General features: G+C 39.2%; 7 protein-coding genes. 6 read left to right on the top strand and 1 reads right to left on the bottom strand.

The annotated features are described in order from the left end of the window. Window positions 1–2: 2 nt before the first annotated feature. The 5 genes from ACKWBX_RS08845 (at window position 3) to ACKWBX_RS08865 (ending at window position 8869) form a co-directional block, all read left to right on the top strand. Window positions 3–1559, top strand: coding sequence for a RagB/SusD family nutrient uptake outer membrane protein (locus ACKWBX_RS08845; protein ID WP_413968312.1), 1557 nt, complete (start codon window positions 3–5; stop codon window positions 1557–1559). Between the two features lie 30 nt (window positions 1560–1589). Further along, window positions 1590–3059 (top strand): PKD domain-containing protein, encoded by a 1470-nt coding sequence (locus ACKWBX_RS08850; RefSeq protein WP_413968313.1) that lies wholly within the window; start codon window positions 1590–1592, stop codon window positions 3057–3059. Window positions 3060–3231: 172 nt separating this feature from the next. After that, window positions 3232–4419 (top strand): HYR domain-containing protein, encoded by a 1188-nt coding sequence (locus ACKWBX_RS08855; RefSeq protein ID WP_413968314.1) that lies wholly within the window; start codon window positions 3232–3234, stop codon window positions 4417–4419. Window positions 4420–4631: 212 nt separating this feature from the next. Further along, a complete protein-coding gene (locus ACKWBX_RS08860; RefSeq protein ID WP_413968315.1) occupies window positions 4632–7904 on the top strand; it encodes a VCBS repeat-containing protein in 3273 nt (1090 codons plus the stop codon). A 26-nt stretch (window positions 7905–7930) separates the two neighbouring features. After that, window positions 7931–8869 (top strand): family 16 glycosylhydrolase, encoded by a 939-nt coding sequence (locus ACKWBX_RS08865; protein WP_413968316.1) that lies wholly within the window; start codon window positions 7931–7933, stop codon window positions 8867–8869. 428 nt (window positions 8870–9297) lie between these two features. On the opposite strand, the gene ACKWBX_RS08870 is transcribed toward ACKWBX_RS08865, so the two are convergent. Next, the gene (locus tag ACKWBX_RS08870) at window positions 9298–11628 is read right to left on the bottom strand and encodes a T9SS type B sorting domain-containing protein (RefSeq protein ID WP_413968317.1); all 2331 of its coding nucleotides are present in this window, start codon (window positions 11626–11628) and stop codon (window positions 9298–9300) included. A 434-nt stretch (window positions 11629–12062) separates the two neighbouring features. On the opposite strand from ACKWBX_RS08870, the gene ACKWBX_RS08875 reads away from it, so the two are divergent. Continuing rightward, on the top strand, window positions 12063–15305 hold the full coding sequence (locus ACKWBX_RS08875; protein WP_413968318.1) for a DUF1553 domain-containing protein: 3243 nt from the start codon (window positions 12063–12065) through the stop codon (window positions 15303–15305). The last annotated feature ends 41 nt before the right edge of the window (window positions 15306–15346 follow it).

The following is a 15346-nucleotide window of genomic DNA, read 5'->3' on the forward strand; positions in this document are numbered from 1 at the left end:
AAATGAAAAAGAAGTATTTTAAATTTTTCGGACTTTTTGCATTGACTGCACTATTTTTGGTCGGCTGTGATGACGACGTTCTCGTAGAGAATCCAAGTAATTTTTTAACTCCTGATGCCTTACTTGTTGACAGAAAAGGTGCTGAGACTTATTTAATTGGAGCTTATGATGCGGTACAGCCCATAGTAAGTTCTGGCGGGCAACGCCAAGGGGTTGGAGGTCTTGATGGCTGGGCCATCCACTGGGGTACCGTAGGTGCGGATGAGGTAGTATTACCACCATGGGCTGGAGATAGAAAATTGATTTATCAGCATCAACTTACCCCTTCAGTAAATACCATTCGTAACATATGGGAAAATCTCTATGTTTCTTTGAACCGTGTAAATAGCGTGGTTGATAGAATAAGTGCTATGGATGAGGAAGCTATTGACGCGGAAGATAGAAATAAGTTTGTTGCAGAGGCTAAAGTGTTAAGAACAATGATAAACTTTAGTTTAGTATCGGCGTGGGAAAATGTACCATTATTAAAGAATGAGACTACGAATTTGGATGAACTTGAATTACCGCAGTCTTCCCCGGAAGAAGTATATGCCTTTATGATTGAAGATTTAAGATCCGCGGCAGAAAACCTACCCGCTGAACAAGGAGGAGGAAGGGTGACCAAAGGTTTTGCTCAAGCGTTATTAGGTAAAATTTACCTCCAAATGACGGGTTTCCCATTAAACCAAACAGACAAATTTGCTGATGCGGAAATGATTTTAAGAGAGGTAATGAACAGTGGTGTATATGATTTGGTAGAAAATTACCCAGATGTTTTTGCGCTAAATAATGAACAGAACAATGAAATGGTCTTTTCCATAGGGATGGATGGCCCCGGTAAAGGAGAAGGTGGTCTGCTAAGTACATTTTACGGCCCTAATGGAAGTGTAAACAATGGTGGAGGCTGGGGAACATGTTTCATCAATCACACTTTTGCCGACACTTATGAAGAAGAAGATATTCGTTTCTTGAACAATATAGCCAGGCATAATGCAAACGATTGGACACCAGAAGAAGGTTTGAACAATCCTGCTGCACGTACCGTAGGTAAAAATGTTTGGAGAGGTTGGAAATGGCATGCCGAAAAGCCTAACCAATATCCTAACGATACCCCTTTTGACAATCCATATATTCGCTATGCCGATGTTTTATTAATGTATGCCGAAGCGTTGAACGGTCAGGGAAAACTTGACCAAGCTTCTATCGATTTAACGGTGAATCGTCTGCGTTCGCGAGCAAGACTGGCGGATAGTGCGGTTCCTCCAATGATTGTTGGTTCACAAAACGAGATGAAAGAAGAAATTTTAAGTGAGAGACGTAAAGAGCTTTGTTTGGAGGGTTGGAGAAGGAACGATTTAATTCGCGCCGGAGATTATAAAGAGCGTATCTCAGGATTTACGCAAGGCGGCCCAAATGCGGGTGACCCGGGACCTGAGTTTCAGGATTTTGAAATTAGATGGCCAATTCCTAACTCGGAATTAGAAATAAATCCAAATCTTGTTCAAAACCCCGGGTATTAATTCAATATAATCCTAACCAAATATTAAACAATGAGAAATAGAATATTGAAATATATTAAACATCCTGTATTGGGAGGGCTTATACTAACAGTAATGGGTATTTCCTGTTCAAGGGAGTATAGCGTTTCTGAAGGAATTAAGCCAGTAGAATTTAAAGCTACTGCCAGTACCCAATTGATTACGGTTGGGGAAACGGTAACCTTTATTGATTCTTCCTTGGCGGTTGCCTCAAGAAGGTGGTTGGTAGCTAGGGATACCATAGATGATATTGTTACCTCTGACCAAGAAACATTTGAGGTTACATACAACACCCCATCGCCAAAAGCTGGGAATGGGGATTTTCTAGGATTACCGGTAAATCTTCAAGTTACATTTGAAGATGGTAGGGTAGAAGATAATGTTTTTGGTGTAACGGTTTATCCGCGTATTTCTCTAGACTTTGAAACGAACCTGGAGACCGCAATCGTAGGAAGTACTATTAATTTCACAAATCTTTCTACGGATTTTGAGTCCGAATTTGAAGAGGCTCAAGAGTTGGATGAGTTTCAATGGGAATTTCCCGGAGGTTCACCATCTTCTAGCATGGAAGCAAATCCTTCGGTAATCTATACCACTGCTGGTACTTATGACGTAATCATAAGGGCACGTCGCCAAGGACCGGAGGATGAAGCGGTCTTAACCAGAATAGGTGCTATTACAATCGTTAATGAATTGGATTTGGTTCCGGATTTCACTGCTGATGTGACCGAAATAAGTGCAGAACAGTCCGTAACGTTTACCGACGCGACAACTGGTGGCGCAGATGATTATTTATGGACATTTGCCGGAGGTACACCGGAAACTTCAACGGAGCAAAACCCAGCCGTATTATATACGAGTGGTGGTTTTTATGATGTTACTTTACAGGTTACCCGAGATGCCGATGGTACAGTAGAAACCATCACCAAAAGTGGTTTTATAAATGTAGATTCTCCATTTTGTAACACACCTGAAAATTTGGTGGGTTGTGGTAATAATGATGGTGAAGGTAATAATTTAGTGGATTGGAACGCTCAATTAGAGCCTGGTAAAGGTGATCCAAGAGATAGAAATGATAATCTTTCTATCTCAACTGAGCAGGCCTTTGCTGGTACGGGTAGTATCAAATACTCATATTCTGAGCCTGGTGCCGCGGCATTTACAGGAATACTAATAGATTACAGTGGTAAATTGGTAGATGTTACGGAGCAAGGCGCGTATCAAGTATCCATGCAACATTATGGAACTGTTACCGGAGGAGTAGAGTATGTATTCCTTTTTGGTGTGGTAAATTCCGAAACGGGTGAATATATTAATAATTTTGAAGGTCGTTTTCCTGCTGATACTTGGAATAGCGTTTCAAAGGAATTTAATCTACCTCCGGGAAAATATTATATCAGAACACAATTGTTCAATCCTGGTTTTAACCCTACACAATCAATAGATTTATATATGGATGATTTAACGATTGTACAAAATTAATAATTCTTAAAACCATCAAAAAGCCTATTCGTTTACCCGAATAGGCTTTTCATTTTTTAGCAATTCACAAAATGTCCATCCAGATTGTAGATAATGCATATTATGACGATATGCTTTAACTAACTTAATAAGCTAAAGCTTATGGTATCATTAATATTTAAATTATTTTCTTATGAGAACCCCAATTCGAAATTTATTTTTTTCCATATTTATCTTAGCACTTTTCTCATGCGTTGGGAGTAAAATTGGCGAGGAAGTTCCTGAGGATACGGTCAACCCTACCATAAACTGTCTAGAAACGATCAATTTGACCATTGATGCTTTTGCGAGTGAAGTTGTGGTAGACTATGAAGCTCCGAAAGGAAGTGATAATCTTGAAGGAGCAACTACCGGGCAGATTGCCGGGTTGTCATCAGGCTCTTCATTTCCCGTTGGGACTACTACGAACACGTTTGAAGTGAGAGACGCCGCAGGTAATAAGGCAACATGTAGTTTTGACGTTGTCGTTACACGCGGTGAGCCCTCATCGGATTTACCTTATTTTGTTGGCGATAACCCTACCACTGGTGGAAAAAAATGGGTCAAGGTAGATGATATGTCCGATGAATTCAACAATGATACTTTTGATGATGAAAAATGGCATAGGAATACCGCAACGGATGGTTTTGGTTGGATAGGAAGACCGCCGGGACTATTTGAAAGTGAAAACGTTACTGTAAGTGATGGTAACCTTAATGTTACGACAGTAAAATTTGATAGTCCAAAAATGGTAAATGGCAATACGTTCACCCATGGCGGTGCTATAGTACGTTCAAAAAAAACAGGAAATGCAGGTATGTATTATGAGTGTCGCATGAAAGCGAATAAAACGGTTATGTCCTCTACTTTTTGGTTATCCATGAAACAAAATTGTACTACTGGACCCATTAGAAAACTGGAATTGGACATACAGGAATGTGTAGGCCGTACGCACGACGATACCGCCGTATGGGCCAAAAATTGGGACCAGATTTTTCACTCCAATACCTTTAGGCACAATAGGGATTGCGATACTGAGGTGAACGAAACCCAGCAGATAAGTGGCAAGACCGATTTGTCCGAAAAAAACTATGACCGTTTCTTCGTGTACGGCTGTTGGTGGAAATCGCCTACTGAAATTTTATTCTATATCGATGGCGAATATGCCTATTCTATTACACCTCCTACCGATTTTGATATTGACGGGCATATTACTATGGCAATCGAAACCTATGACTGGAATCCCATAGATCTCTCTGGCAGCATATTTGAAACAGGTAGTTTTGATGACCTAACTACCAAATATGATTGGGTAAGAACTTGGCGATTGGAAGATGAGTAGGAAATCGATATTTTACGTTCATTAAAATTTTCAAGAATAATAGAGCCTATTAGTTCGTTCAAATAGGCTTTATATTTTTTACCAGTTTAGAAAATAATTATCTTTAAATTCTTCCTTTATAAACAATATAGTTCCCATTGATAAAAAATATATTCAAAATATCATTTTTATTGCTTTTTTTAACAGGATGTAAACCTGATTCTACAGAAAAGATGTCAATACAAACTGCAAAAAGTGAACGTGTTGAATCCCAACTTTTCGAGCTTATTGATAGTGGTAAAAGTAATGTTAGCTTTAACAATCATATAGAAGAAAACTTTCAAAACTTCTTCGCCATCTTCAATTATGTTTATAACGGAGCTGGTGTAGCCGTAGGTGATATCAATAATGATGGCCTTTCCGATATTTATTTCGTTGGGAACGAAGTGTCCAATAAGCTCTATCTGAATAAAGGAGATTTTGTGTTCGAGGACATTACCGAATCTGCAGACGTATCCGGCGGCAAAGGGTGGCACAATGGGGTGGTCATGGCCGATATCAATGGAGATGGTTGGCAAGATATCTATGTTTGCAGAGGGGGGAATAATGATAATGATAAGGACAGAACGAATCTACTTTTTATAAATCAAGGGATTTCGGCAGCATCGGGGAAGGTAACTTTTAAAGAGCAAGCAGCGGAGTATGGGCTAAACGATAATGGATACTCCCTAATGGCTTCTTTTTTTGATATGGACAATGACAATGATTTGGACATGTACCTTACCAATAGACCAAATGCCTTTTTTTTGGGATATGAACAGGTGCTCCAAGGTAAAGAAAAAGAAGACGACCTTTTTCGTGATAAATTGTATTTGAACACAAATGGAAAATTCAAGGAAGTCGGCCTGGAATCAGGTATAAAAAACAATTTTGGGTACGGACTGGGTATTGCCACTTCCGACATCAATAGTGACGGCCTCACCGATGTTATGGTATCCAACGACTATCTGGAGCGTGATTATCTATATGTAAACAAGGGAAAGGGAAAATTTCGGGATGAACTCACGCAACATTTCAACCATATCCCTTTTTATTCCATGGGCATAGATGTTGTTGATTTTAATAACGATGGTTTTGAAGACATCATACAGTTGGAAATGTTGCCCGAGGACTATGAACGTTCTAAAACTACTATGGCCGCTATGAACACGCAATTGTTCAAGGACATGACGACAAATGGCTTTTATTATCAGTACATGCATAATCAGCTACAGCTAAACCGAGGCAATGGTTTTTTTAGCGATATAGCAGCCTATTCCGGAGTGTCAGAAACCGATTGGAGTTGGGCGTGTCTTGGTAGCGATTTTGATAATGACGGGTATCGAGACCTTTTTATCACCAATGGTTTTAAAAGGGATATTTGGGATAAAGATGCCAATGCAAAGTTCAATCACTACATGCAAAGTAGCCAATCAAGAGGTAGGACAAATGAACAAAAAGCGCAGTACATCATCAATTTATTTAAAGAGAATAAAATTCCTAATTATATCTATAAAAATAAGGGTGACCTCACATTTGTTAAAAAAACAGTGGAATGGGGCATGCACCAAGAAAGCTTTTCTAATGGGGCCGCGACCGCAGATTTTGATAATGACGGGGATTTGGATGTAGTAGTGAACAATATTGACGGAGAGGCCTTTGTTTACAGGAATACCGCTGAGAAGTTGAATAACAACCATCTGAAAATAAAACTCGTGGGACCACCCAATAATCGTACTGGTCTAGGCGCAAAGGTTACTATTATGTATAACGGGCAGCTACAGTATCACGAGTTTAAAACCGTTAGGGGCTACTTATCCTCAGTAGAGCCAACGGTACATTTTGGTCTTGGAAAAACGCAAGTAATAGATGAGATAAAAGTGCTTTGGAACGATGGTAATGTGAGTATTTTAAACAACGTACAAGCCAATCAGATGGTTTCTGTAATGTATAGCGAAGCGAAGCGAAACAAAGAAAAGAATACCGTAGACCAAACAATTTTCAAGGAAATTACAAAATCCGCTTTTGGCAATCCGTTTATGCATAAGGATATTGCTTACAATGATTTTAAGGATCAAATATTACTTCCCCATAAGCTGTCACAAAATGGCCCTGCCATTGCCGTAGCGGACGTTAATAATGACGGGCAAGAAGATTTTTACGTTGGTGGTGCTGCAGGACAACAGGGAATGATTTATCTTCAGAACAGCGGAAGGTTCATGAAGAAAAGTCAATCCAATTTTAAAAATGATGCAGTGCATGAGGATGTGGCTGCTGTTTTTCTGGACGTTGATGCTGATGAAGACCTCGATTTATATGTGGTAAGTGGCAGTAACGAATTTGATGAAGGTTCCTTGGCACTTCAAGACCGTTTATACCTAAACGATGGTCAAGGAAATTTCAATAAGTCCAATGGCCTGCCTGAAATACTTCAAAGTGGTTCCTGTGTGGTACCCTTGGATTTTGATTCAGATGGCGACTTGGACCTTTTTATAGGCGGAAGATTGGTGCCCAAAAAATATCCTAATGCGCCTAAGAGTTTTCTTCTGGAAAATAATAATGGAGTATATTCCGATATTACGAAAAAAATAGCTCCCGGGCTTTCTGAGGTCGGAATGGTAACATCGGCAGTTTGGTCTGATATTGATGGTGATGCATCCAACGAATTGATTGTAGTAGGGGAGTGGATGCCCATATCCATTTTTAAAAAAGAGAATAGTGTTTTCAAAAATGTTACCGCTGAGTACGGCCTTACCGAAACCACTGGCTGGTGGAATCAAATAATCGCGAACGATATTGATGACGATGGTGATACCGACTTTATTGTGGGAAATTTGGGACTTAATTACAAATTTTCAGCTAGTGTAGAAAAACCTTTTTATGTATATGCGGATGATTTTGACGGAAACGGCACTAATGATATTTTCTTGGCCAAGAAGTATAAAGGCAGACAGGTACCGATACGTGGCTGGCAATGTACTTCCGAACAGATGCCGGACATTGGTAAAAAATTCCGTTCCTATACAGAGTTTTCAAAAGCGGACATACAACAGGTGGTCGGTGAAAATGTTGAGCAAGGCGTAACCTACAAAGCTCAAGAATTTGCAAGCGTGGTCTTGATCAATGACAATGGTAGGCTTATTATGAAAAGGCTTCCTATAGAGGCCCAGTTTTCCACGATCAATGGTATCGTCGTTGATGATTTTAATAAAGATGGTATCAAGGATATTGTTATAGCGGGGAATAAATTTGAGGTCGAAATAGAGACTACAAGAGCCGATGCCTCTATAGGTTTAGTTCTTTTGGGGACGGTATCAGATAATTATAAGGTCTTGACCTATATTGAAAGTGGTTTTTTTGTACCATACAATGTAAAAAACTTAGAAAAAATAAAACTGAATTCAGGTAGAAATGCAATTCTGACTGCAATCAATGATGATGAAATAAAGCTTTTTGCAGAACAATAGTAAGAAGATTATCATAACAATGAATCATGTCGGCATGTACCCAGCATTATATGAGATCGGCTTTAGAAAAACAAGAATTTAAAATGGTCCGAAATATTAAAATAGCGTTACTGCTGATAGTATGTATCGCGATGGGGCAATTAATGGCTCAGGATGCTACAAAAACAGCGGAGTATTTTACGGATTCCTTAAATTTTGCAAATACTCCGCAACGAAAGACCAATGAGCTGCCATTGTCGCATCAAGATGACACTTCATGGATTCTTAGAACTGCAATTTCCGATGAGTTTGAGGAGGGTACCCTTAATCGTGAAAAATGGTACGATACCAATCCTACTTGGCTTGGTAGGAAACCGTCAATGTTGCATAAAGATAATGTAGCGCTAAAGAACGGTGAATTAATTCTATCCATTAATAATGCAGAATCGCCAAATTATCCTCAAGGCTATACGCATAACATAGGTTGGGTAGTGAGTAAAGAATCTGTTACCTATGGTTATTTTGAAATGAAGGCCAAACTGATGGATGCACCTTGGGTTAGCTGTTTTTGGCTATACAACTGGTGGTATACGGATAACTGGCGAACGGAAATCGATATTTGTGAGAACAACCCTGGTGTTGTGGAAAATAGACACACACTCACGTCCAACCTGCACGTTTTTTCCGCACCTCCGGATAAGGGTGACGTCACGGAACTCAAATCTTTCGGACAAAATTATTATATCCCTTTTGAATTGCAGAAAGAATACCATGTATGGGGATTGGAATGGAATAAACACGTTATACGCTGGTATCTTGATGGTATTTTGTTTCGCGAATCTGAAAATGTATATTGGCACCAGAACCTGCATATAAATCTCAATAGTGAATCTAATAAATGGCTGTATGCTTTCCCAGATGATGAGCGTCTAGACACTACTTATAACATTGATTATATACGTGTATGGAAAAAGGATACCGATTAATATTTAAAAGTTATCTTCACATTTGTTAAAACGATGTAGGAGACCCACTTGAATCCAACTTCGTTATTTTAGAGCAGTTTTTGGAATTTCAAATTGTTTCGCGGTTAAAGACATGCTATCAAGATAGGATTAACGTGTTTCTTAACATAGTAAAACAGTACGTAAACCTTCAAAACCCTTCTTGAGCGATGCGTGGTGCAGCTTTAATGATTAACGTGAGTTCTACTGAACAATTAGTATTGAATTGATTTTCATTTTTTTATGATTAACTGTCAGGTCGAGCGCAGTCGAGACCTCCTTTAAGCGTATATTTTAAAGACTTTTCGACTGCGCTCGAAGTGACGATGCTCATATCTGTTAATATTCCGGATACAAACCCCGAGGTTTAATATCTAACTCATGTTAATTATCGTAGGTGGTGAGGGAAACTACCTTTTCAAGGTGAAATGTCCCTTGTAGTCCGGCGCATTCACGCGAACCACTTTATACCAATAATCGGAAGGTGGGAGTAGTTTGCCCGCGAATGTTCCATTCCATCCCTTATTGTTTAAGGGGTTCAATTGAGCTAATAGCGTACCAAATTTATCAAATATATATACCTCCGAATCGGGTATAAAAGTGAGTGAGCTTATGTCCCAAATATCGTTTACCCCATCATTGTTGGGCGTAAAAAACTTTGGCAAACCAAAAATTGAAAATTGTTTCGTTAAAATGGTACACCTATTGCTATCAGTGATATAGGCGGTATAGATGCCAGGCAGAAGATTGTTGAATGTATTTGATTCCTGAAAAGTAAATCCATCAATGGAAAATAAAAACGATTCATTTCCAACCATACGTATGGTTGCCATATCTTCACTTGTTTCAATTTCAGAAATTCGCCATAATGGTTGTGCAACTACCTCAAAAGATTTGGTCAGGGAACATCCACTTTCAAATGAAACTGTTACCGAATAGTTTCCTAAATCTTGGAGCTCTATTGATGAGGAAGTCGCACCGTTAGTCCATAAATATGATACGCCGCTATCTTGGTAAGCGTTTACTTCAACCGTTCCGTTTTCGCACAGATAAACACTATCTTCAATGGCGATAGGGTCTACTTTTTCTAAAATTATATCAAACGAGCCTGTAGTATAACAGTTTTGGGATTCAGTGTTATCCACGCGTACAAAGATGGTTTCCAAATTGGTACTTGGTTTGAAAAGAAAGGAAAGTGGATTTCTATTTGTTTCTGCATCCACTAGACTTGCATGGTACGAGACCGAGAAAATCGATGCATCTTGAGCACCTAAAATTGCAGGGGTCTGTTCATTTAAAAACAGTTCTACTTCAGAAATGTTGGCATAGCATAGTTGGATCTCCTCAATGGTATCGATCAATGGCAATTCATATATTTCAACCTCTTTTACAAATCTGACAGTACGGCCATCGTTAAAAGTTACATTGGCATTTACTTCATATAAGCCAAAATCGGGATAGCTATGGGATGGCCTTAATTCAGTGGAAAAATTATTGGTATTGGAACTAGGGTCCCCAAAATTCCAAGAAATAGATTGAATATCCAGGTTCGTATTTATACTAAAAGTGGTAGCTTGATTTAGGCAATTAGTATTGATCTGTATATCCGATGTAAATGAAGATTGGATGAAAGAAGGTAAACCTTCCTTTGATATTCCCCCACCCAATACAACCGCTTCAGAGTTATAGTTACACAATAGACCTGGCAGGTGAGGGTTGGCGATAACGCCCAAATAATCGCTTTCCGGTTTCGCCCTATATATTTTTCCGTCGATGCCTAGCTGCAATGATCCCCTAAAGAAATCATCTATAGCAATGATTTCTTTGGAATTGTTGATGCCTTGATTTGCCGTACGGTATTGGAGCAAATAGGTCTCGTCATCGTTAGCGCTATAAGTAGTTAAGTATAAGAATTTACTATCTTGTGAGAATTCCACCCCATAGGGAAAGAAATTATCGCCGCCATTAATCCTTTGCTCAAGGTCTACGCTGCCCGTGTTTGAATCAAAACGGTATAAATAAGCAGATTCATCACTGTAATTGGCCGTGGCGATGTAATTACCGTTGGGAGAAATTTTAAGGGATCCACGACCGTCACGTATAAAACCGGGAAATCCGGATTTGATTGCAGGCTTTATGGAACCATCCTCAGCAAGTTCAAACGCATGAAACGTTTTGTCATTGGTCATAGTGACCAACCAAAATGAATTCCGGGTAGGATGTACTATTGCCGAGAGCTTTTCCGTAGTATTTGACAATAGTTGAATATTCTTTTTATTGGCCACCACATCCCCATGGCCGTTGTCAAGATCCATGTCTACCACCGAATAGTTAAGGCCATCTTTGGTATCGATATTATCGGATTTTCCCACCGTGAATATAAAATACAGACGATGATCCGAAGGATGGGGAACGATTACGGCCGATTGTGTGCTGGTATCGGAGCCTTTTAAGTTATCTCCATTTGGCATACGATAATGTGCCCTATTGTAAACATTTACACCATCCGAGTAAAAAAGCAGGTTACCATTTTTATCGGAAACGGAGGAGCACCCTTCATCGGTCACCAACACTCCATCAGATAAAGTAAAGGGTAAAGCTGTAGTGCCATCCCCAAAATTAATTCCAGCATTTTGGCCAAAATACCAGTTGGTCCCTTCTAGTTGGGCATTACCCATAAAAAAAACAAAGAAGACAAGAAAATACGTACTAAGACGTAATAATTCGAGTTGTTTTTTCATAGCACTTAAATATACGCTATTTTAAACTGTTACTTTAATCGCAATTCTTAATTTTTTGACTTTTAGCCATACCTGAATAATGAAAAAAATGACCTTTATTGAAAAATTGCATTACATCAAGAAATACTTCTACAGGGCCCTTTTTTACAACTGAATCCACCATTTGGAAAATAGTTGTCAGTTGGAGTTTTTTCTAATGCAGAAACTATGCAGAAAGAGATATAACATCCAAAATTTTATTCTCGATATCTTTATTTTAAATCGATATATCAAAAAAACCTTTGAATTGAATTGATTATTGTCAAAATAGAGAACTAGTTTCTACAAGATAGAAAAATGATAAAGTCGGAAATGTATAATTGAATATCTGATTTGGTCAATATTTTTCTATTCGAAAAAGTTACCTTTATAAATATGTTAATTGCTAAGTATTTATGGCTATAATTAGAAGTATTTGTGGCCTTTTGGGCTTTGTATTTATTGCATCATGTGGAGGTCCTGATTTACCGCAAGAGGTACAAGTAGCTTATGAATCGTTGCCCAAGGAAATTGATTTTAATATTCATATAAAGCCTATACTTTCTGACAAGTGTTTTATATGTCATGGCCCCGATCAAGCAAAGGTAAAAGCTGGTTTACAACTGCACACACCGGAATTGGCATTTGCGGAACTTCCTAATACGCCCGGTAAATTTGCCATAGTTCCCGGAAATTTGAAAAAAAGTGAAACAATTCACCGGATTCTTACGGATGACCCGAATATTGTAATGCCAGAACCAAGCTCCCATCTTTCCTTGACCGAAAATGAGAAGGCGTTATTGGTGAAATGGATAGAGGAGGGTGCGGAATATAAAGATCATTGGGCATTTCTCCCACCAAAACAGCAAACCCCTCCAAAAATCAAACTAAAGGATAAAGTATCAAATTCAATCGATAATTTCATACTGGCAAAGTTGGAGAAGGAAGGTTTGGAACCCAGCCCAATCGCTGAAAAGGAGATTTTGCTCAGGAGGGTCAGTTTTGATTTGACCGGACTACCACCGACCTCTAAGGAAATAGATGCTTTTTTGAGTGATAGCTCCCCGAATGCATATGAAAAACAAGTTGATCGGTTGTTGGCCTCTCCGCATTATGGAGAACAGATGACCTTGGATTGGATGGACCTCTCCCGATATGCGGATACCCACGGATATACTGTAGACCGGTATCGTGATGTCTCTGTTTGGAGAGATTGGGTCATAGCGTCTTTCAATCAAAATATGCCTTATGACAAATTTTTAAGAATGCAGTTGGCAGGCGATATGATGCCCAATGCGTCAAAAGAACAAATTTTAGCGACTACTTTTAATCGTTTGCATCCTCAAAATCTTGAAGGAGGAATCATTGATGAGGAGTTTAGATCGGAATATGTTTCGGATAGGGTGAATGTTGTTAGCGAAGCTTTTATGGGGCTTACCATGGCCTGTGCCAAATGTCATGACCACAAATACGATCCTATATCGCAGAAAAATTATTTTGAAATGTACAGCTTCTTCAATAATGTGAACGAATCTGGACAAATACCATGGGACTGGTCCATGCCGGTACCCAATATGATGCTCCCCACTGAGGAAGAGGAGAAATTCCTGACGTATGTTCAAGGATTAATTGATGAAAAAGAAGAACATATTACGCAGCTTGTCAAGTCGGAAAGTATTGAAGCCACAAAATGGATAGCATCCGAAGGCTATAAGAAAATCGATAAAAAATCCATACCTAGTAATTTAATTGCTAAAATCGATTTCAATAACGGAACCATCAATAATACCATAGCCCCTTTTCACAAAGGGGAAATGAAGCAACAGTTTTCTAAAGATCAAAAAACAGTTTTCACCAAAGGGCATACGGGAAAGGGACTTTCATTTGATGGCGATACTTGGTTGGATATGGGTAAATTAGGTGTGTTTCGCCGTAACGAACCTTTCAGTATAGGCATACAGGTATATTTGCCCAGTGACTTGGAAAACGGAGTGGTCTTTCACAAACAAAACTCTACCCAACTCCATAGTTATCGCGGTTACCATTTAAGCGTAAAAGAGAATAAAATTGAAGTTTTGTTGGCTCACGTATGGCCGGACAACGCTATAGTAGAACGTACGCTGACCGATGTGCCCAAGGAAAAATGGGTTCAGCTGACTATGACGTATGATGGTTCCAGTAAGGCTGATGGCTTAAAAGTCTATATTGATGGAAAAGAGGAAGAGACCCATGTAATTAATGATAATTTATATAAGGACATCATTTTTGATAACTATGAGGATTATATTTACGATAAACCTATTGAACCGGGGTTACAAATAGGTGCCATATGGAGAGGTAAAGGTATAGGGGGCGGAAAGGCAGATGACATTTTAGTGTTCGATAAGGAACTTACTCCTTTGGAAGTTGCACAGATTTCCAAACCAATACTTTTAGACCCTATTTTGGCTAAGTCAAAAGATGAGCTTTCCAAAAAGGAAAGAGAGTATTTAATAGATTACTTTTTAACTACTAGATCTAGGGAATATCAAAAATCCTTGGTAGAACTCGGGAAAACAAGGGAAATTTATGTAGACAGTGTAGAAAAGGTCAAGGAGATTATGGTGATGAAAGAAATGGAAAAGCCCAGGGAAACGTACATACTGGAGCGAGGCCAGTATGATGTTTACGGAGAACGGGTTTACCCCAATACACCTGAGCGTATTTTTTCCTATCCTGATAGTCTTCCCAAAAATCGCTTGGGACTGGCACAATGGGTAACGAGCAAAAAGAATCCACTGACCGCTAGAGTTGCGGTCAATAGGTATTGGAAGAATATGTTTGGCATAGGCCTTGTTCGCACGGTAGAGGATTTTGGCAATCAGGGCGAACTACCAAGTCACCCTGCATTGTTGGATTGGCTGGCCATAAAATTTATGGAGTCCGGATGGGATGTGAAAGCACTTCATAAGTTAATGGTAATGTCCAATACCTATCGGCAATCTTCAAAAGCGAGTGCAAAACTTTTGGAAATAGACGGGAAAAACAGAATGTTGGCGCGTGGACCATCAAAACGGTTGACAGGAGAAATGCTGAGAAACAATGTTCTGGTCGCATCTGGGCTAATGAACTCGACTATCGGTGGACCTAGCGTAAAACCGTATCAACCTGAAGGACTTTGGAAAATAAATGGTTCTAGTTACGAACAGGATAAAGGCGAAAAACTATATAGGAAAAGTATGTACACCATTTGGAAACGTACTGTCCCAAACCCCACTATCGCAACTTTTGATGCTCCGGAGCGTTCCTTGTGTACGGTTCGCAGGCAAGAGACCAACACACCGTTACAAGCTTTGGTGCTGTTGAACGATCCAACCTATATCGAGGCATCTCGCGTATTGGGCAACAGTATGCTGCAGTATTCCGACCCCAAAGAAGGGATATCGATGGTCTTTAAAAAACTTACGGGAAGAAAAATATACTCCAATGAGCTTAAGCTTCTGGCAGAATTACAACAAGTAGAATATAATAAATTCGATAAGAACAAAACGAAGACACTAGGGTGGCTTAATACCGGTGAATTTAAAATAGATAATGGGGTAGATGGTGCCCTGATTGCCGCCAATGCCGTGGTTGCGAGTACGATAATGAATTCAGATGTTGTCATCATGAAACGATAGTGTTTAGCATGAAAAGAATTAATAATTGAATATTTAAGATT

Source organism: Maribacter algae (genome assembly GCF_047345745.1).
Taxonomy (GTDB): domain Bacteria; phylum Bacteroidota; class Bacteroidia; order Flavobacteriales; family Flavobacteriaceae; genus Maribacter.